Source organism: Ruegeria sp. AD5, from assembly GCF_056542345.1.
Genome location: NZ_JBQFZR010000003.1, coordinates 126,172 through 144,447 on the forward strand (window position 1 = coordinate 126,172; position 18,276 = coordinate 144,447).

At 56.4% G+C, this 18,276-nt stretch carries 19 protein-coding genes and 1 tRNA gene; 13 read left to right on the plus strand and 7 right to left on the minus strand.

Going from position 1 to position 18,276, the window contains the following annotated elements; genetic code table 11:
* Window positions 1–119: 119 nt before the first annotated feature.
* Window positions 120–953 (plus strand): AraC family transcriptional regulator, encoded by an 834-nt coding sequence (locus ACR0JG_RS16965; RefSeq protein WP_480571350.1) that lies wholly within the window; start codon window positions 120–122, stop codon window positions 951–953.
* Window position 954: 1 nt separating this feature from the next.
* Here the strand turns inward: ACR0JG_RS16965 and ACR0JG_RS16970 are convergent, their stop codons facing one another.
* On the minus strand, window positions 955–1,551 hold the full coding sequence (locus ACR0JG_RS16970) for a LysE family translocator (protein WP_170401997.1): 597 nt from the start codon (window positions 1,549–1,551) through the stop codon (window positions 955–957).
* A gap of 72 nt (window positions 1,552–1,623) precedes the next feature.
* Here ACR0JG_RS16970 and ACR0JG_RS16975 point away from each other — a divergent pair, with 72 nt between their 5' ends.
* Entirely contained in the window at window positions 1,624–2,076 is a 453-nt protein-coding gene (locus ACR0JG_RS16975) for an Lrp/AsnC family transcriptional regulator (protein WP_480571353.1), read from the plus strand.
* 118 nt (window positions 2,077–2,194) lie between these two features.
* Window positions 2,195–2,773: a PA14 domain-containing protein gene (locus tag ACR0JG_RS16980; RefSeq protein ID WP_170395568.1), complete on the plus strand. Its 579-nt coding sequence runs from the start codon at window positions 2,195–2,197 to the stop codon at window positions 2,771–2,773.
* Between the two features lie 38 nt (window positions 2,774–2,811).
* Here the strand turns inward: ACR0JG_RS16980 and ACR0JG_RS16985 are convergent, their stop codons facing one another.
* The gene (locus ACR0JG_RS16985; RefSeq protein WP_170395570.1) at window positions 2,812–3,774 is read right to left on the minus strand and encodes an L-malyl-CoA/beta-methylmalyl-CoA lyase; all 963 of its coding nucleotides are present in this window, start codon (window positions 3,772–3,774) and stop codon (window positions 2,812–2,814) included.
* Between the two features lie 295 nt (window positions 3,775–4,069).
* Here ACR0JG_RS16985 and dgcN point away from each other — a divergent pair, with 295 nt between their 5' ends.
* The 3 genes from dgcN (at window position 4,070) to ACR0JG_RS17000 (ending at window position 6,976) form a co-directional block, all read left to right on the plus strand.
* Window positions 4,070–5,071 (plus strand): N-acetyltransferase DgcN, encoded by a 1,002-nt coding sequence (gene dgcN / locus ACR0JG_RS16990; protein WP_480571356.1) that lies wholly within the window; start codon window positions 4,070–4,072, stop codon window positions 5,069–5,071.
* Window positions 5,072–5,139: 68 nt separating this feature from the next.
* A complete protein-coding gene (gene dgcA / locus ACR0JG_RS16995; RefSeq protein WP_480571359.1) occupies window positions 5,140–6,105 on the plus strand; it encodes an N-acetyl-D-Glu racemase DgcA in 966 nt (321 codons plus the stop codon).
* A 10-nt stretch (window positions 6,106–6,115) separates the two neighbouring features.
* Window positions 6,116–6,976 carry a D-amino-acid transaminase gene (locus ACR0JG_RS17000; protein ID WP_480571362.1) on the plus strand — a complete coding sequence of 287 codons (861 nt, stop codon included), beginning with the start codon at window positions 6,116–6,118 and terminating at the stop codon, window positions 6,974–6,976.
* 45 nt (window positions 6,977–7,021) lie between these two features.
* On the opposite strand, the gene ACR0JG_RS17005 is transcribed toward ACR0JG_RS17000, so the two are convergent.
* From ACR0JG_RS17005 to ACR0JG_RS17015, 3 genes are all read right to left on the minus strand, one after another.
* Window positions 7,022–7,336 (minus strand): DUF1244 domain-containing protein, encoded by a 315-nt coding sequence (locus tag ACR0JG_RS17005; protein WP_170512703.1) that lies wholly within the window; start codon window positions 7,334–7,336, stop codon window positions 7,022–7,024.
* 114 nt (window positions 7,337–7,450) lie between these two features.
* Entirely contained in the window at window positions 7,451–7,690 is a 240-nt protein-coding gene (locus ACR0JG_RS17010; protein ID WP_170395580.1) for a DUF6868 family protein, read from the minus strand.
* Between the two features lie 87 nt (window positions 7,691–7,777).
* Entirely contained in the window at window positions 7,778–8,515 is a 738-nt protein-coding gene (locus ACR0JG_RS17015) for an N-formylglutamate amidohydrolase (RefSeq protein WP_480571365.1), read from the minus strand.
* A gap of 118 nt (window positions 8,516–8,633) precedes the next feature.
* Here ACR0JG_RS17015 and pyk point away from each other — a divergent pair, with 118 nt between their 5' ends.
* The 5 genes from pyk to rplT all read left to right on the plus strand — a co-directional run bounded on the left by pyk (window position 8,634) and on the right by rplT (window position 13,088).
* On the plus strand, window positions 8,634–10,079 hold the full coding sequence (gene pyk / locus ACR0JG_RS17020) for a pyruvate kinase (protein ID WP_170395584.1): 1,446 nt from the start codon (window positions 8,634–8,636) through the stop codon (window positions 10,077–10,079).
* A 243-nt stretch (window positions 10,080–10,322) separates the two neighbouring features.
* Window positions 10,323–10,760, plus strand: a complete 438-nt coding sequence (locus tag ACR0JG_RS17025; protein ID WP_170395586.1) for a universal stress protein — start codon at window positions 10,323–10,325, stop codon at window positions 10,758–10,760.
* Between the two features lie 14 nt (window positions 10,761–10,774).
* Window positions 10,775–12,325: an alanine/glycine:cation symporter family protein gene (locus ACR0JG_RS17030; protein ID WP_170802310.1), complete on the plus strand. Its 1,551-nt coding sequence runs from the start codon at window positions 10,775–10,777 to the stop codon at window positions 12,323–12,325.
* A gap of 182 nt (window positions 12,326–12,507) precedes the next feature.
* The gene (gene rpmI / locus ACR0JG_RS17035; protein ID WP_010443552.1) at window positions 12,508–12,708 is read left to right on the plus strand and encodes a 50S ribosomal protein L35; all 201 of its coding nucleotides are present in this window, start codon (window positions 12,508–12,510) and stop codon (window positions 12,706–12,708) included.
* 14 nt (window positions 12,709–12,722) lie between these two features.
* Window positions 12,723–13,088: a 50S ribosomal protein L20 gene (gene rplT / locus ACR0JG_RS17040; protein ID WP_008756009.1), complete on the plus strand. Its 366-nt coding sequence runs from the start codon at window positions 12,723–12,725 to the stop codon at window positions 13,086–13,088.
* 331 nt (window positions 13,089–13,419) lie between these two features.
* Here the strand turns inward: rplT and ACR0JG_RS17045 are convergent.
* A tRNA-Ser gene (locus ACR0JG_RS17045) sits at window positions 13,420–13,509 on the minus strand.
* 334 nt (window positions 13,510–13,843) lie between these two features.
* On the opposite strand from ACR0JG_RS17045, the gene ACR0JG_RS17050 reads away from it, so the two are divergent.
* Together ACR0JG_RS17050 and ACR0JG_RS17055 are read left to right on the plus strand one after the other, a co-directional pair.
* Window positions 13,844–14,770 (plus strand): FecR family protein, encoded by a 927-nt coding sequence (locus ACR0JG_RS17050; protein ID WP_480571368.1) that lies wholly within the window; start codon window positions 13,844–13,846, stop codon window positions 14,768–14,770.
* A 21-nt stretch (window positions 14,771–14,791) separates the two neighbouring features.
* On the plus strand, window positions 14,792–17,053 hold the full coding sequence (locus tag ACR0JG_RS17055; protein WP_480571371.1) for a CHASE2 domain-containing protein: 2,262 nt from the start codon (window positions 14,792–14,794) through the stop codon (window positions 17,051–17,053).
* A gap of 220 nt (window positions 17,054–17,273) precedes the next feature.
* Here the strand turns inward: ACR0JG_RS17055 and hemC are convergent, their stop codons facing one another.
* Window positions 17,274–18,230 (minus strand): hydroxymethylbilane synthase, encoded by a 957-nt coding sequence (gene hemC, locus ACR0JG_RS17060; protein WP_480571374.1) that lies wholly within the window; start codon window positions 18,228–18,230, stop codon window positions 17,274–17,276.
* Between the last annotated feature and the right edge of the window lie 46 nt (window positions 18,231–18,276).

Consider the following 18,276-nt stretch of genomic DNA (forward strand, 5'->3'; position numbering starts at 1 on the left):
CGCCTCTCAACGCGGAAGTTCCCTGCTATATGACTAATGCTTGTCCGGGATGCAACTCAGCAAGATTTGTGGTTGTGGAATATGCGATCACCGATGGGCAAAGTGAAGGAAGGATACTGATGGCTGCCAGCTATGAAGATCGCGAGCTGCGTGTGTTGACCTACATTCATGACAACCCCGCCAGAGACTTGTCTCTGGACGCCCTGGCCGAGGTTGCGGCCATGTCGCGGTTTCACTGGCATCGCGTGTTTCGCGCCATTACTGGCGAGACCTGCGCGCAGGCCACCCGTCGGATACGCCTGCACCGTGCCGCCTGCTGGCTGGTGCAAACAGACAGACCGGTTACGCGGATCGCGACCGACATTGGCTATCCGAACCAAAAATCCTTTGCGCGGGCCTTTTCCGAGGCCTACGGCAGCAGCCCCACCGCGTTTCAACGTGCGGGGCAAATACTGCCGGCCCATCCAATGTTCAAAACTGGCGGATATCCGATGCATCCCGTAACAACCCGAACCGAACCGTCTCGCCGTGTTATAGCGCTGCCGCACAAAGGGGCTTATGCCGAGATTGGCCGCAGCTTTGAGGCCTTTGGTGCCCTGTGCGAATCCCGCAAACTGTGGCCGCAAGTCGGCCCGATGATCGGGCTGTATCTGGACAGTCCGGACGATGTGCCCGAGCACAGATTGCGCAGTTTTGCAGGTGCTGAATTCTGCGGTGATGATACGCCCGAGGGGCTGGAAGACCTTGAAATTCTGGGTGGCAAAACAGCGGTGCTGACCTTCAAGGGACCTTATTCCGGCCTTCACGGCGCGTATCAGGCATTATTTGGCAATTGGTTGCCCGAGTCTGGCGAAGAACCTGCGGACCATCCGTGTTATGAGATCTATCTCAACGATCCACGAGAAACGGCCCCCGAGGATCTGTTGACCGAAATTTGCCTGCCGCTCAGGTAACCTAATTCGGCCACAGCACCGGATAGAGCGAGGCCACAAGCAGGGCCGCCATCGTCCAGTTGAATGCCAGCAATCGGTGCGGGTTCGTCAGGATTCGCGCCATTTGCTGTCCAAGAACCGTCCAGGTGCTGACCGAGGGCAGGTTGATGGCTCCGAACACCAGCGCGACCAGCAGAATCGCGTTGATCGTTTGGTCGGGCGCATAGGCGGCTGTCGCGGTCAGCGCCATCGCCCAGGCTTTTGGGTTGACCCATTGGAAGGCTGCAGCTTGCAGAAACGTCATCGGGGTGCCCGCAGCATCGGCACCTTTAGCGGGCGCTGCATGCGCGATTTTCCATGCCAGATACAGCAGATACAGAACCGAAAGAACTTTCAACACGGTATGACTAATCGGATACCGGTCAAAGACCTGAACCAGCCCCGCCCCAACCAGAAGCACCATAAAGGTGAAGCCCAAACCGATACCCAGCATATGCGGGATCGTGCGGCGAAAGCCGAAATTCGCACCTGATGCCATCAGCATAAGGTTGTTGGGGCCTGGAGTGATTGACGAGACAAAAGCAAACGCGATCAGGGCCATCAGGATATCGTAGGTCATGGCTGCATTTTCTCGCTGAACCCGGCAAATGAAATTGCGTATTCGTGCGTTCAAAGGTTAATGTTGCAATAAATGGCGAAGATTGATCAGATTAACCAACATATATTGCAAGAGCTTTCGCGGGACGGTCGCATCAGCAACCTCGATCTTGCCGAGCGGGTGGGCCTGTCCCCATCCGCTTGCTTGCGCCGGGTGCAGGAGCTTGAGCGGGCAGGGGTCATTTCCGGCTACCGAGCGGTGCTGAACCCGGCGGCGCTGGGGGTGGGTTTAGTTGCCTATATCGGCGTTGGTTTGGGCGAGCACACAAAAGCGGCGCAGGAAGGGTTCGAAAGGGCCTTGCAACAAGCGCCCGAAGTGGTGGAATGTCACAACATCACCGGCACGATCGAATACCTGTTACGGGTCGAATGTGCCGATCTGCCTTCCTACAAAACCTTCCACACCGAGGTGCTGGGTACACTGCCGCATGTGACCTCGATCACCTCATATGTTGTGATGGGATCGCCCAAGGATATGCGTGCGTGACCATTAAAAAGTGATTTTTAACCATCTTGCGAGGTCAAAGTTCAGCGCCTAGTGTCATCTCAACAGGATCGTCGGCAGGGATTAACCCCGAAGCAGGCGCAAATTCAGGGAGTAGACCATGACATTTTTCCGCACCGGAGCGCTGGTGGCTGCCTTGGCAATGTTTGCCGGCGCTGCGACAGCAGCACCTTTGAAGTTACAGCCAGCTAGCCCTCAGCCCAGCCCAAAAGCCGGCTTGAATGTAAAATACAGTTGGGAAGGTAATCCGCCTCGCAAAATCCAGAACCTCTCGAAGGTCAATCATCTATTGAAGAAGGCAAAGCCGGGTCAGCCCCTCCGAGGTTTGGACTACAGAGACACGAACGAAGGTGATCCTGTCCTGACCTACAATCAGGCGTTCAATGTTGCCGCGGAAATCAGTGGGTATATCCGCTTTGATTCACCCGGTGTTTACGAGCTTGAAACCTGGTCGAACGATGGGATTGACGCCTGGGTCGGCGGTCAGCAGATCGGCTATGTCAATGGCCGTCAGGGCTGCGAAGCCAACCAACGCACCGAGGTCGAGGTGCCGCAGGCGGGTTGGTATCCAATCAAAATCAAGTATTTTCAGAAATACGGTACCTCGTGCCTGATGATGAAATCAGGAAAGAAGGGTGAGCGTTTCACATGGACACCAAACAATGTATTTGGACGCTGATCAGATCGATTGGGGCGCTCAGCTGAGCGCCTTTTTTCTTAGCTACCCGCCGCGATTAATTCTGCCTGCGCCACAATAACCTCGGCTTGCTTAATCGAAGCGATATCGACCAAACGCCCTTTGTAGACCGTCGCGCCTTCACCGTTGGCTTTTGCCTGTTCCATGGCGGCCAGAATCTCGCGCGCTTCGGACACTGCTTCATCCGACGGTGTGAAGACCTGATTGGCCAATGCGATTTGCTTGGGGTGGATGGCCCATTTGCCGACCATCCCCAGCGTGGCAGACCGTTTGGCCTGCGCGATATAGCCCTCATCGTCTGAGAAATCGCCAAACGGACCATCCACCGGCAGCACGCCATGGGTGCGGCAGGCGGCGACAATTGCGGCCTGCGCCCAGTGCCACGGATCGGACCAGTGCTTCTCACCCTCGCGCAGCATATAGTAGTTTTCCTGCGTACCCCCGATGCCGGTTGTCTGCATGCCCATTGAGGCTGCAAAATCTGCGGCGCCAAGGCTCATGGCCTGCAGGCGCGGGGATGAGGCTGCGATTTCTTCGACATGCGCCAGTCCGGCGGCGGATTCGATGATCACTTCGAATGAAATTGGCTTGGTTCGGCCCTTGGCACGCTCGATTGCGGTAACCAGAGCGTCCACGGCGTAGACATCGGCCGCGCAGCCTACCTTGGGGATCATGATCTGATCCAGACGGTCGCCTGCCTGTTCCAGCACATCAACCACGTCACGGTACCAATAGGGTGTATCCAGCCCATTGATCCGAACCGACATGTATTTATTGCCCCAATCGACTGTGTTCAGCGCCTCGATTACGTTAGCGCGAGCGGTATCCTTGTCGGAAGGAGCCACCGAATCTTCTAGATCCAGATTAATGACGTCTGCAGCTGATGCAGCCATCTTGGGAAATAGCTTGGTGTTCGAGCCCGGGCCAAACAGTTGGCAGCGATTGGGCCGGGCCGGAGCGGCAGGTTGGATGCGGAAGCTCATTTGGACCTCATGCGAGTAAGGAAATTGCGTTCAGGGTTGGTCATGGGATATTAAATTGCGCAATGCTGCGCAAGCTTGATTGTGCATATGCGGCAATGCGTATGCAGCAAGATTGAAGATACTGGCAAAATGGGGTGCTTAAAGTTTGATCAGTTTAAAAACTTCGAACAATCTTGTGTAAGAATGCCCAAATGCGCAAAAACTTCCCGCTGTGGGCTGGCAGGCAAGAAGAATTTGAGAAACCCTCGTCAAAACGGTTCTCTAGCTTAAGCCAAAATCAAAGGAGTGCACCGCAATGATCGAGACACCGTACCTGTTGTTTTTGGGCGATGCGCCCGACTTGTTGGCGGCCAAAGTGGCCATTGGTATCCGGGACTGGCGTCCTGAGAATGCAGTGGGTCAAATAAGGCTGGATGGTTGCAAGACTGATTTGGGTCTTACCGAAATGACACTTGCCGAAGGTAAAGCTGCTGGTGCCAAGACTCTTGTCATTGGTGTTGCCAACCGGGGTGGGGTCATCAGTGAGGCCTGGAAAGAGGTCCTGATCGCAGCGTTGGAAATGGGTTATGATCTGGCGTCGGGCCTGCACAACCTGCTGCGCGACGAAGGCGATCTGGTTGCTGCGGCGCAGACTCACGGCTGCACATTGCACGACGTCCGCGTACCGACCGTAGGATATCCCATCGCAAACGGCCGCAAGCGTACCGGTAAGCGGTGCCTGGCCGTTGGAACCGACTGCTCTGCCGGCAAGATGTACACTGCGATGTCCATGGACGCTGAAATGCGCAAACGCGGCATGAAATCCACCTTCCGGGCCACCGGTCAGACCGGAATTCTGGTCACGGGTCAGGGCGTCCCGCTGGATGCGGTTATCGCCGATTTCATGGCGGGATCCGTTGAGTATTTGACACCGGACAATGATCCGGATCACTGGGATCACATCGAAGGGCAGGGCTCGTTGTTCCATGTGTCCTATTCTGGCGTGACCATGGCGCTGATCCATGGCGGTCAGCCCGACGCGCTGATCCTGTGCCACGAGCCGACCCGGACCCATATGCGAGGATTGCCTGAGTATTCGCTGCCGACGCTGGAGCATTTGCGCGACACAGCACTGCCGCTGGCGCGTGTTGCTAACCCGGAATGCCAGGTTGCGGGCGTGTCGATCAACACCCAGCATCTGAGCGAAGACGACGCACACGCATACATCGCCAAGGTTGAGACCGAGATGGGTATCCCAGCAACCGATCCTTACCGGTTTGGTGCCGGTAAACTGGTGGATGCGCTGGCCGCACTGTGATCTAAGCAGGTTGCCGATCGCCCCTTGCTGTCGGCAACAGACATCACTTTCGATGAAAGGTTGAACGCGTGCAGATTGACGTTTCCCGCGATGTATTTCGGCTGGCGCAGGTATTCACTATCTCGCGCGGCTCACGGACCGAGGCAAAGGTCCTGACGGTTCGGATCTCGGATGGTGTGCATCATGGTTGGGGCGAGTGCGTGCCCTATGCGCGCTATGACGAAACGCTGGATTCAGTCGAGGCCGAGATTGCCGGCCTGCCCGACGTATTCTCTCGCTATTCCCTGATGGATCTGCTGCCTGCCGGCGCGGCTCGGAATGCATTGGATTGTGCGCTTTGGGACCTTGAGGCGAAACGCTCCGGCAAACGGGCGTGGGAGCTGGCGGAACTTGCCGCACCGGGGCCTGAAGTTACGGCCTATACTCTTTCCCTGGACACTCCCGAGGCAATGCAGGCACAGGCGGCAGAAAATGCGTTCCGACCCTTGTTGAAGATCAAACTTGGTACACCGGACGACATGCCCCGGCTTGAGGCTGTGCGGGCTGGTGCGCCGGACTCCAAAATCATTATCGACGCCAATGAAGGTTGGTCTGCTGAAGTGTACGCCGATCTTGCGCCGCATCTTGTGCGACTGGGCGTTGCTCTGGTTGAACAACCTCTGCCAGCCGGTGAGGATGATGCACTGATCGGCATGGATCGTCCGGTGCCGGTATGTGCCGACGAATCCTGTCACGATCGGGCCAGCTTGCCTGCGCTAAAAGGCAAATATGATGTGGTGAACATCAAACTCGACAAGACCGGCGGTCTGACCGAGGCGCTGGAGCTGCGCAAGGTCGCGCTGGCCGAGGGCTATGGCATCATGGTCGGATGCATGGTTGGAAGTTCGCTGGCCATGGCACCTGCAACGCTGGTCGCGCAGGGTGCGATGGTGACGGACCTTGACGGACCGCTTTTGTTGGCAGAAGACCGCGACACACCCCTGATTTTTAATGACGCCGGAGTGCATCCGCCCAAAGCGGCACTTTGGGGCTGAGGAGAAGAACATGACCCGCACCGTTTATGTGAATGGCGAATACCTGCCTGAAACCGAGGCAAGCGTCTCGATCTTTGATCGAGGTTTCCTGTTTGCAGACGCCGTCTATGAAGTAACCAGTGTGCTGGATGGTAAGCTGGTCGATTTCGAAGGCCACGCGGTGCGGCTGAAACGCTCGCTGGACGAGTTACAGATGGCTGAACCCTGCAGCAAAGAAGAACTTCTGGAAATCCATCGCAAACTGGTCGAGCTGAACGACATCGAAGAAGGTCTGATCTACCTACAGGTTTCGCGCGGCAGTGACGGCGACCGGGATTTTGTGTTTCCGTCAGTGGATACCAAGCCGACGCTGGTTCTGTTTACGCAGAACAAGCCGGGTCTGGCCGACAGCCCTGCGTCGAAGAAAGGGGCCAAGGTCATTTCGATCGATGACATCCGTTGGGGCCGCCGCGATATCAAAACCGTGCAGCTGCTGTATCCGTCCATGGGCAAGATGATGGCGAAAGCGGCTGGCTGTGACGATGCCTGGCTGGTTGAAGATGGCTATGTCACCGAAGGCACCAGCAACAACGCCTATTTCGTCAAGAACGGCAAGATCGTCACCCGCCCGCTGTCCAACGACATTCTGCACGGCATCACCCGCAAGGCGGTTCTGCGCATGGCAGCCGAGGCGCAGATGGAGATTGAGGAACGCCTGTTCACCATCGACGAGGCGAAAGAGGCGGATGAGGCCTTCACCACTTCGGCCAGCGCCTTTGTCATGCCGGTGGTTGAGATTGATGGCGTGGCACTGGGTGATGGCACGCCGGGCCCGATTGCCAAACGCCTTCGCGAGATCTATCTGGACGAAAGCCGAAAGGCCGCAATCTAAACCAAATGCCCGCAAGTATGGCGGGCATTTTTCGTTTTCGGGGCGTCAGCCTTTTTTCGTGACGTTCTCTTCAAACGCGACCTTGAAGGCGGCTTGTTTCTCGGCGTTCGCTTCGGTCTGGTAGTTGGCCTTCCACTCATCCATGCTCATGCCATAGAAAATCTCGCGCGCTTCGTTTTTGTCCATGTCGATGCCCTTGGCATTGGCGGCTTCCTGATACCAGCGCGACAGGCAATTACGGCAGAACCCGGTCAGATTCATCATATCGATGTTCTGTACGTCGGTGCGATCCTGCATCAGATGCTGCTGCAAACGGCGAAACGCTGCGGCCTGAAGTTCGATTTCAGTTTGCTTGTCCATTGTCGGGCTCCGAATGATTGTCTTGCGATCTGGACCTGACCTAGCAATCCGTGGGCCATGTTACAACGAACAGCGGGGGCCTTAAGGCCCCTTGGAACGTCAGGTTTGGGTGCTTTATGCCAGTTTGAGGGCCAACCACGGCACAAGGCAAAAAATGATTGTCAGGATTTTGTAGTTCGCAAGATACCTGAAATAGGCCCTCTTTACGTCGGCCCGCTCCATTTGGAACATTCTGCCATGTACGCCTGCGATCCAGTCCTGCATGATGATGATCATCAGCGTGCTGAACAACAAAACCGCAATGTTAAGGGCGGTCATCCAGCCGAAGACAGTTGTCAGGAATTCCTGAGTCATGGTCGTCTCCTTTCCCTTAATATATGGGTGTCAGTATATTGGCTCACAATATTTCGAGGATCGGAAGCGGCATGAAGTGACCTTACGTCATAGTCCGCTATCGTTCAGTGCATCCTGCAGAATAACGGCCAATCGTTCGGCCCAGCTGCGTTGCCCGTCATGATCCGCAATCAGATCATTACGCAGCTCGATCAGTGCATTAGGACGGCCGAAACTGCTGCAATGCTTGTCGATCGCATCGCCGGGTAGCACACCTATATAGGGTTCATTTATCCCAACGCACAGATCATCCTCGGCGTTCAACCGGTTGATCAGCGGGCGCGAGAACCGCTCATCCGGTGTGTGCAAGACGCCGATGTGCCACGGCCGAGGATCGCGGCCACGGAGCTGGCGCGTAAAGGAATGCATCGAGATGATGACCGCATGCGGCAGGGCCGCAAGCTGCGCCAGCGCATCGTGATAGGGCCGGTAACACATATTTAGACGACGCTCACGCTCGGTCGCATCTGCGTGGCGGTTACCAGGAATGATCGAACCGTCATAGAGCTTCATCAGCAGCGTTGGATCGTCCTCGCCCCGGTTGGGGTCAATTACGAGGCGCGAGAAGTTGGCTGCGATTACCGGGGCGTTCAGAACCTCACCCAGATGTTTTGAAACCTCGTAGGCGCCGACGTCATATGCGATATGGCGTTCCATATCCTCGCGTGGCAGACCCAGGTCTCCGCCGCTGATTTCGGGCGGCACCATGTTGGTGGCATGGTCACAGGTAATCAGCCAACGCGACGAGCGATCCGCGCCGTGAACAAAAAACGGAGAGTATGTCATGAGCCTGTCATCTTGTTTGTCGCAGGTGTAGGACAGTTGCGTTGGAAAGGGAATTGCGCAATAAGCAGCCTGAGCAATGTTTGCGGTAACATTTACGCGTTTGAGGAGAGCCTGATCAATGCGACGCCTGAGAAATGTGAAAATCGTGGCGACGCTGGGACCGGCGTCCAATGACTATGACACCATCCGTGCGCTGCATGAGGCGGGGGCCGATGTATTCCGGCTGAACATGAGCCATGGCAGCCACGATGAGATTCGCGAGAGGCACCGTATAATCCGGCAGATCGAAAAGGATCTGGAAAGCCCGATCGCGATTCTGGCTGATCTGCAGGGGCCAAAGCTGCGCGTTGGCGTGTTTGCAAATGATGCGGAAGAACTGGAGGAGGGCGCCGCATTCCGTCTGGATCTTGATCCGGCAGCCGGGGATATCACCCGGGTCTGCCTGCCACATCCCGAAATTTTTGCCGCATTGGAGCCAGGTGCGCGCCTGCTGGTCAATGACGGAAAGATTCGTCTGATCGTGCAGGATTGCGGTCAGGATTTTGCACATTGCACGGTCGAAGTCGGTGGCACGATTTCGAACCGCAAGGGTGTGAACGTGCCTGACGTGGTGCTGCCATTGGCAGCGCTGTCGGCCAAGGATCGCGACGATCTGGAATTTGTCTGCCAACTGGGTGTGGACTGGTTGGCGCTGAGCTTCGTTCAGCGTGCCAAGGATGTGTTCGAGGCGCGCGCGTTGGCGGATGGCCGAGCATCGATCTTGTCCAAGATCGAAAAACCTGCTGCTGTCGAAGCTTTTGACGATATCCTTGACGCCTCAGACGGGATCATGGTTGCGCGGGGTGATCTGGGCGTCGAACTGCCTGTTTCGGCAGTCCCCCCGATCCAAAAACGTCTGGTGCGTAAATGCCGTACAGCCGCGAAGCCTGTGATTGTCGCAACCCAGATGCTGGAAAGCATGATCGAAAGCCCAATGCCCACACGGGCCGAGGTTTCAGACGTGGCCACCGCGATCTACGAGGGTACCGATGCAATCATGCTGAGTGCTGAATCGGCTGCTGGTTCTTATCCCATCGAGGCGGTTCAGACGATGAACAAGGTTGCCATCGAAGTTGAAGCTGACCCAACCTACACTCAAATTATTGCCGCGTCGCGTACCGCCAAGGGTACGACCATCGCTGATGGTATCGTGGCTGCGGCACGCGAGATTGCCGAAAAGACTGACATCAAAGCCATCTGCTGCTTCACTCAAAGCGGGACCACCGCCTTGCTCACCGCCCGTGAGCGTCCCGGTGTGCCTATCATCGCGATGACCCCCGCCACCGGCACCGCCCGCAGGCTTTGCCTGAGCTGGGGTTGTCATTGCGTCTTAACCCCTGAACAAGAGCGGTTCAAAGGTGCGGTCGTCAGCGCCGCTCGCGCCGCCCGTTCGGGTGGTTTCGCCGCTGAGACTGATCAGATTGTGGTCACCGCCGGCGTCCCTTTCAATGTTCCTGGCACCACCAACATCTTACGTATCGCCCCTTGTGATGAACGGCTGATCTACAACACTGACCCGGGCTAAGCCCGGATCACCACTACTAATTTCAGTTTGATACCAAGCGTATGCCTAATATTTGGGCATATAATAATATTTATTTACAGTACCTTAGAAGTTTGAGGGTTGTATCCAGCAATAATCTCTCTGTTTTTGCGTGTTTTTTCGGGATACTTGCCCTTAGGGCGGTCTACTCAAGCAAGTTCCAGGTTCCGGCTGCCCTGCCGGGGGCGAGGGCCCCGGCCAAAGCAACAATAACGGAGGAACGGCATGACAACGAAAATTGTCATAGGACTGGACGGGACAGAAACCGGAGAACGCGCGATCGCCTTTGCCAAAGACTTGGCCGGGCGTATCGGTTCATGCGAGCTTCTGGCGGTTTACGTCATCGAATGGTCTCCTTTCACATTCCAGACACCAGAAGAGAACGCCCTGCGCCACAAACGGCGCGAAGAAGAGGTTGCGTTAGCTACGTCACGGATCATCGAGCCAGCGGTCGAAGCGTTGAAGGCTGCAGGATTCGAGGCGCGCGGCATCGTCCGTCACGGAGATGTGGCGGAAACGCTGAATGCAATCACGGTTGAAAACGGTGGCTCTCAGATCGTTGTGGGTCGGGCCTCGGCAGATGGGTTTAAAAAACGCCTGTTTGGCAGTTCGACCCAGAACCTTGTCATGCACGCCGATGTTCCGGTTACGGTCGTGAACTGAGGGGAGAGATTATGATGAATATTCAGAACAAACTGAGTCTGGCAGCACTTGCCGCTCTGGTTGCGAGCCCCACTGCCGCACAGGAGGCGGTCGGGTTGGACGATAAAATCAACCAGGCCTTTGCTGATTTCACCGGGCCTTTCGTCAGCTTTATTTTCGCCCCGTTTCCGGGCACCGGGTTCCCTTGGATCGTGGGTTGGCTGGTCATCGCCGCGACCGTCTTCACGCTTTATTTTGCCTTTGTACAATTGCGTTTCTTCGGTCATGCGATCAGCCTTGTGAAAGGTGACTATTCTGATCCCAATGATGCGGGTGAAGTTAGCCACTTTCAGGCGCTGGCAACGGCGCTGTCCGGTACAGTTGGCCTCGGTAATATTGCCGGTGTTGCGGTCGCCGTCGGTATCGGCGGGCCAGGTGCAACTTTTTGGATGATTGTCGCAGGCCTGTTGGGCATGGCGTCGAAATTCACCGAATGTACGCTGGGTGTAAAGTACCGCAACGAATATGATGACGGCACCGTTTCTGGTGGTCCAATGTATTATATGTCGAAAGGGTTCAACGAACTGGGCCTGCCGGGCGGTAAAATTCTGGCCGTTCTGTTCTCGATCTTCTGCATCCTTGGCGCGCTTGGTGGGGGCAATATGTTCCAGGCCAATCAGGCGCATCAGCAGATCGCAGGCATCGTCGGAGATTACCCGGGCTGGATCACTGGCCTGGTCTTTGCAGGCATCGTCTTTGCAGTGATCGTGGGCGGCCTGAAATCCATCGCGCGCGTGACTGAGAAAGTCGTTCCTTTCATGGGCGTGATGTATGTGGCCGCGGCTCTGGTGATCATTCTGATGAACGCGGATCAGATCGGTTGGGCCTTTGGCCAAATCTTCGCGGGAGCCTTCACCGGTCTTGGTGTTGCTGGCGGTATGGTCGGCGCATTGATCCAGGGCTTCCGGCGTGCGGCGTTCTCGAACGAAGCGGGCGTTGGTTCAGCGGCGATTGCCCACTCGGCGGTTCGCACCAAAGAACCGATCACCGAAGGGTTCGTGTCGCTGCTGGAGCCGTTCATTGATACGGTCGTAATCTGTACCATGACCGCGTTGGTGATCATCATCACCCAGCAGCTGATCGTCGATCCGGAGACCGGAAACTATATGCTGAACGAAGCCGGTAATGCCATCGCAACGGTTGACGGAAACTCGGGTGTCAGCCTGACTTCAGCCGCCTTTGGCAGCGCGTTCAGTTGGTTCCCTTACGTTTTGGCAATCGCAGTAGTTCTGTTCGCCTTCTCGACCATGATCAGCTGGTCCTACTACGGCCTCAAGGCCTGGACCTACCTGTTCGGTGAGGGTCACACCAAGGAACTGGTGTTCAAGGTCATCTTCTGCGTCTTCGTAGTCATCGGTGCAGCGGCTAACCTTGGCCCCGTTATCGACTTCTCGGATGCGGCGATCTTTGCCATGGCGGTTGTGAACGTCTTCGCGCTCTACTTCCTGATGAAAGTGGTACGTCAGGAACTGGCGTCTTACGCCGAACGGCTGAAGAGCGGCGAAATCCGCAAATTCGAACATTAATCCAAACTACCGGGGCGGCGCGCGTCGCCCCGGTGCCTAGCCAGCCTGCAAAAAGCGCAGATTCTGGCCCAAACCCCCTTGCCAGTATGACCGAACTTGCGTAAACGGCGCTTCTGATCGCGTGACCGGCCGAGATGGCATGCCGAGTCGCGTTTGAAACCGAACCCCGAAAGGAGACGGAAATGCCTAAGATGAAGACAAAGTCGAGCGCCAAAAAGCGCTTTAAGGTGACTGCGACCGGTAAGGTCCTTGCTGGCCAGGCCGGCAAACGGCACGGCATGATCAAGCGGACCAAGAAATTCATCCGCGACGCCCGTGGCAACACCACCCTGTCCGCCCCCGACGCCAAGATCGTCAAGGGCTACATGCCCTACGACCGCTAAGAGGAGATTAAGAGATGTCCCGCGTTAAAGGTGGAACCGTAACTCACGCCCGTCACAAGAAGGTCATCAAGGCTGCCAAAGGTTACTATGGCCGCCGCAAGAGCACCTTCAAGGTTGCCCGTCAGGCCGTAGACAAGGCCAACCAGTACGCAACCCGCGACCGCAAGAACCGCAAGCGCAACTTCCGCGCGCTGTGGATCCAGCGTATCAACGCCGCTGTCCGTTCGCATGACGAGGCACTGACATATTCCCGCTTCATTAACGGCCTGAACCTGGCCGGTATCGAAGTGGACCGCAAAGTTCTGGCTGACCTGGCTGTGCACGAACCGGAAGCGTTCGGCGCGATCGTCGCCAAAGCACAGGCCGCGCTGGCTGCCTGAACCTCTTTCGAGAGACAGTGAATGAAAGGCCGTCCCAGTTGGGACGGCCTTTTTTTGAATCCGTAACGGGTGTCGACTGCGCCAGGTTGCCAAATTGAGCTTTCTAGGGCGACGAAGATAGACATCTCACCGCCTCCAACATCCTGGGCTGAATTGTACTGCAGACAACGCACCAAGCTCCGGCATCAGGGTGCAATGGTTGATGCGAGCGATCCAATCCGCCTTGAGAAATGGTAGTGTGCAACGCCCGTGAAATGCCGTGAATTCAGTGGGATGACTTTATGAGATCGTTCAGACCATGGCAGGCATCGCAGGTGATGCCCGGTATGGGTGGCGGAGACGAAGGGATTCGAACCCTCGAGACGGTTTCCCGCCTACTCCCTTAGCAGGGGAGCGCCTTCGACCACTCGGCCACGTCTCCGCTGGCCGGTATATCCTTGCCTGTCATCCAGATACAAGGCGATTTTCTATGTCTGGAAAATTTTTCTGAATACCGATGATCAAACCCACAAGAAGGAGCGCTGGGGCTACCGGAAGCAGGGGTGCGAAACCCCCGAAATGCTGAAAAACATGCAAAACCTTGCCAACTCCACCTGTTCTGGCGCATATTTGTCTAGTTTTAAGGCTCTAATAACTATTCAGATTTAGCTTTCTGAGGCGACAGATATCGGGCGTGGGGTGTTTGGCACCCTGGTAGGTACCTTTTGGGGGAAGGGGACTTGGGTTTGGCCTGGTTGAAATTGTTTTGTGTTTTCTTGGTTCTAGCGACGCTGCCTGCGTCGGCCATCGCATCAATCGGAAAAGTGCTCAGTGCTAAACCGGGCGCGGATATTATCCGGGCCGGTAAAAAGATACGCTTGCGTGAAGGGATGGATGTTGTTTCAGGCGATACTATTTCGACCGACAGATCAGGCGTGGTTCAATTGGTGTTCGTAGATGAAACCAAGATCGCGGTTGGTCCGAACGCGCGAATGGTCCTGGATGTCTCAATGCTGCGAGGCAATCGGAAGGCAAAAAACTTCACCGTGCAGGCGCTGGGCGGCAGTTTCCGTTTCATTTCGGGCAAAAGCAGAAAGCGCGCTTATTCGATCAAAACGCCCGATGCCACCATGGCCGTGCGGGGAACGACATTTGACATGTGGATTACATCCGGCAGCCAAAGCGCGATGCTGGTTATCGAGGGCACCGTTCAGATGTGCGGCCGACGCGGGTCGTGCCGGTCGGCAAGCCGACAGTGCAGTCTCTTTGCGACCGGTTCGGGCGGTCAGGTGGGGCGCCCGATAGATCAGGAGCAGTATGACAAAGCGCTAAAAGGTGGTTTCCCCTTCATACGCTCGCAAACGCAACTGCTGCCACCGTTTCGGGTGAGTGCCGAAGGGTGTTCGGGCAGACAGGCTCAGGCCCCAAAGATTGAATCTGAAAGGCCAGAGCGGCGTGAAGCGCGGCGGCAAACGGAACAAGGTCGTTCTGAGGTGTCGGCGGCCCGCGAAAGCGGGCGATCCGAAGCGCCAGACCGGGCCTCAGCCAGCGCCGAAGGGCGTTCCGGGACATCAGCGCGCGCAGGTGTAAGCGCCTCGGGTGAAACGAGAACATCCGTAAACGCATCCAGTGGAAATATCGGTGGATCGGGTGTCAGGGCAACGGCGACGGCAGGTAACGCTTCAGCGATAGCTGGTTGGTAGCATCAGGTTACATATATTTTCATGTTCCCCTGCGCCTGGAAGGTGAACGTGGTGGGTAAGATAAGAGACAAAATTGGGCATCGATTAGTATTCAGGCTTGTGGGCTTGGCGCTGATCCTGATGGGCTGCTTCATTAGGGTCGCGGATCCGTATCCCGTTCAAATGTCCAGATTGATTTACTTCGATATCCTGCAGCGGATTTCACCACGGGCCTACAACCCGGATCTGCCGGTCCGCGTGGTGGATATTGATGAAAGGTCTCTGGCAGAATGGGGCCAATGGCCTTGGCCTCGTACCCTGTTGGGTCAGATGGTCGAACGATTGGGCGAATACGGTGCCGCTGCGATTGCCTTTGATATGCTGTTTGCCGAGCCCGACCGATACTCTCCGATGCGACTGTTGCAAGACCCGACCTTGTCCGGACTATTGCAGGTGGATCAGGCCGCGATCGATCTGGACAATGACGTCAGATTTGGGGACGAAGTTGCGAAATGGCCAGTGGTTCTGGGTGTGGCAGCCCGGCAAACCGATAGCGGTTCGGCCATTGTACCGAAGGCGGGGTTAGTCGAAATCGGAGAGAACCCCGCAGCTGGCCTTGTCAGCGTTGCCCACTGGACCTCTCTGGCACCGCCATTGGGGGAAGAAGCGGCCGGGATCGGGGGTGTTAATGTTTCGCCCCAAGGAAGTTTGGGTGTGGTGCGACGGGTCCCTGTGCTTTGGTCCGGGCCCAACGGTGTATTACCTGCGCTTGGGGTTGAAGCCCTGCGGGTGGCCATGGGCGAATCCGTTTATTTTGCCGAAGGATCGCAGGACGAGATCGGCATCATGCTTGAGGTTGGTCTGGGTGATTTTGTGCTGCCGACCACCGAGAATGGCGAGATCTGGGTGCGTTACAGGCGGGACAATCCTGGCCTCTATCTGTCGGCCGATGATGTCATGCGCAGCGGTAGTGATCCAACGCTTCAGTCAGAGATAGAAGGACGGATCATTCTGGTCGGCACCTCTGCGGCGGGCTTGTTCGATATACGCGAAACGGCACTGGGTGAATCTGTTCCCGGTGTTTCGATCCACGCCCAGATTATCGAACAGATCATCCTTGGCGATGTGCTGAGCAGATCGGATGTTACCTCTGCACTTGAGCTGCTGGCGTTCGTGATCCTGGGCGTCGTTGTCACAGTGGTCATGTCCAACTATGGGGCGGTCGCTTCTTTTGCTGCAGGCGGTGTGGCCGCATCGGCCGTGATTGCCATCAGTTGGTTGGCGTTCCAGAACCAGTCGGTTCTGTTTGATGCGACCTTCCCTTTGGCCGGAGGTATGGCCAATTTCGGGCTTCTGGCCGGGTACCTCTTTGTTTCGACCGAGCGGGAGAAGCGGGTGATCCGCCAGACTTTCTCGCATTATGTCGCACCGGAAATCCTCGATGAGATGGAGGCCAACGGGCATCAGCTGCAATTGGGAGGTGAATCTCAGGAGATCACGGTGATGTTTTCGGACATTCGGGGCTTCACGCCATTGTCCGAGTCTGTATCAGCCACCGATCTGGTGGCCTTGCTGAATGCGCTGTTCTCAGAGATCGGGGATCAGATTCTGGTCGAGCGTGGAACGATCGACAAGTTCATCGGCGATGCGGTTATGGCTTTTTGGAATGCACCGCTGCCCGTGGATGATCACCCGTGCCGCGCTGCTTTGGCCGCGCTGAAGATGCGCGGCGCGTTAGATAAGTTCAACACTTTGCCCATCATGCGCGGGCGTCCTCCGATCGCTCTGGCGACAGGCTGCGCAACTGGAGTCGCCTGCGTAGGCAATATCGGCTCGCGGCGCCGGTTCAATTATACAGTAATCGGAGATGTGGTGAATGTGGCAGCGCGGATCGAACAAAACTGCCGACATGTGGATTATGATATTCTGGTCTCAGACTCTATTCGCCGTCTCACCAATTCTGATCTTGCGCTGCTAGAGGCGGGCTTCGTGGATTTGAAAGGCAAAAGCGAGCCAGAGCCTGTTTATGTACTGGTCGGAGATCGAGAAGTTGCAGGCAGTGCATCGTTTCAAAAGCTGCAGACCGCACACATAGGTCTACTAGAGGCGATACGCGCACGGGAATCACAGACCGTAGTCGCTGGGTTGTGCAAGGAATGTGCCAAGCATGCGATGGCGGTTGAGCCAGGTTTGGCATCATTCTATCGCGCGCTACCGGGGCGCATGGCGGATTTCCGATCAGAAGTGCTTCATGCGCGGCCGGTGTTTAGTCATCATCATGGTCTGCGCGAAGGTGCAGAGTAAGTACTTCGCCATATGCTTTGGAAAAGAGAACGGGGCGCTGTTGAAAATCAACTGCGCCCCGCCGGAAGTATCAATCTCGCCCCCTCGAATACCATCTAAAACAACACGGGCTAAAACTTTCGATATATTCGAGATCGACCTTCTATCCCCATATTTAACGAATTCGGCAGGGTAGACAGTGAAGAAGTTCACATTACCCTGAAATTGTTTAAATTTTTTCTTAGCGCCAGTCGAAAAACCCTGGTCCGGCCTGTTTCAGCAGAGAGGCGGCCATTGTCTGACCCAGTTTTGCTCCATCTTCGAGCGCCCCGGTGGCTTCTTCGCTGATCGCCTCGGAACCGTCCGGGCGCAGAACTTCTCCTCGCAAAGCAAGTTGGCCATCCTGAACTTGCGCCAAACCGGCGATCGGTGTTTCGCATGAGCCATCCAGCCCGGCCAGCAGGCTGCGTTCAGCCGCAAGGCGTTGGCTTGTTTCGACATGATGAATCGCCGCCAGCATCTCGGCGGTGCGGTTATCGTCGCTGCGCCGTTCAATGCCGATGGTGCCCTGCGCAATGGCAGGTAGCATGTCATCAGGTGATATGGCAGTCGCGGGGACGTCTTTCATATCCAAGCGGCGCAATCCGGCCATGGCCAAAAAGGTACAATCGGCCACGCCATCGGCCAGCTTCTTCAGGCGAGTCTGAACATTGCCGCGAAACTCGACCACTTTCAGATCGGGTCGCCGATTCAGCAACTGCGCCCGGCGTCGCAACGATGAAGTCCCGACAACTGCGCCCTCTGGCAGATCGTGAATCGAACTCAGAGTCGGCGAGATAAACGCGTCGCGCACATCTTCGCGCGGCAGGAATGTATCCAGCACCAGCCCGTCAGGCTGTTCGACGGGCATGTCCTTGGTCGAATGTACGGCGATGTCGATCTCACCTTTCAGCATCGCCTCTTCGATTTCCTTGGTGAACAGACCCTTGTTGCCAATCTCTTTCAACGGCCGGTCCGCGTCGATCATGGCGCGGTTGTCACCGGTGGTCTTGATTACCACGATCTCAAACGCGTCCTCAGGCAGCTCGAAAGCGGCGCCAAGTCTCTGACGGGTTTCATAGGCCTGCGCCAGCGCCAGCGGAGATCCACGGGTGCCGATTTTCAGAGGCGATGCGGGGGTAGGCAATATCAGACTCATGTGCACAGCTTTAGTCGCGTCACATTGCCCTGACAATGGGGGCAGA

Bases quoted from the DNA above. Each gene is read 5' to 3' on its own strand.
- ACR0JG_RS16965 (WP_480571350.1), top strand. From the start codon at position 120: ATGGCTGCCAGCTATGAAGATCGCGAGCTGCGTGTGTTGACCTACATT.
- ACR0JG_RS16970 (WP_170401997.1), bottom strand. From the start codon at position 1,551: ATGACCTACGATATCCTGATGGCCCTGATCGCGTTTGCTTTTGTCTCG.
- ACR0JG_RS16975 (WP_480571353.1), top strand. From the start codon at position 1,624: ATGGCGAAGATTGATCAGATTAACCAACATATATTGCAAGAGCTTTCG.
- ACR0JG_RS16980 (WP_170395568.1), top strand. From the start codon at position 2,195: ATGACATTTTTCCGCACCGGAGCGCTGGTGGCTGCCTTGGCAATGTTT.
- ACR0JG_RS16985 (WP_170395570.1), bottom strand. From the start codon at position 3,774: ATGAGCTTCCGCATCCAACCTGCCGCTCCGGCCCGGCCCAATCGCTGC.
- dgcN (WP_480571356.1), top strand. From the start codon at position 4,070: ATGATCGAGACACCGTACCTGTTGTTTTTGGGCGATGCGCCCGACTTG.
- ACR0JG_RS17000 (WP_480571362.1), top strand. From the start codon at position 6,116: ATGACCCGCACCGTTTATGTGAATGGCGAATACCTGCCTGAAACCGAG.
- ACR0JG_RS17005 (WP_170512703.1), bottom strand. From the start codon at position 7,336: ATGGACAAGCAAACTGAAATCGAACTTCAGGCCGCAGCGTTTCGCCGT.
- ACR0JG_RS17010 (WP_170395580.1), bottom strand. From the start codon at position 7,690: ATGACTCAGGAATTCCTGACAACTGTCTTCGGCTGGATGACCGCCCTT.
- ACR0JG_RS17015 (WP_480571365.1), bottom strand. From the start codon at position 8,515: ATGACATACTCTCCGTTTTTTGTTCACGGCGCGGATCGCTCGTCGCGT.
- pyk (WP_170395584.1), top strand. From the start codon at position 8,634: ATGCGACGCCTGAGAAATGTGAAAATCGTGGCGACGCTGGGACCGGCG.
- ACR0JG_RS17025 (WP_170395586.1), top strand. From the start codon at position 10,323: ATGACAACGAAAATTGTCATAGGACTGGACGGGACAGAAACCGGAGAA.
- ACR0JG_RS17030 (WP_170802310.1), top strand. From the start codon at position 10,775: ATGAATATTCAGAACAAACTGAGTCTGGCAGCACTTGCCGCTCTGGTT.
- rpmI (WP_010443552.1), top strand. From the start codon at position 12,508: ATGCCTAAGATGAAGACAAAGTCGAGCGCCAAAAAGCGCTTTAAGGTG.
- rplT (WP_008756009.1), top strand. From the start codon at position 12,723: ATGTCCCGCGTTAAAGGTGGAACCGTAACTCACGCCCGTCACAAGAAG.
- ACR0JG_RS17055 (WP_480571371.1), top strand. From the start codon at position 14,792: ATGTTCCCCTGCGCCTGGAAGGTGAACGTGGTGGGTAAGATAAGAGAC.
- hemC (WP_480571374.1), bottom strand. From the start codon at position 18,230: ATGAGTCTGATATTGCCTACCCCCGCATCGCCTCTGAAAATCGGCACC.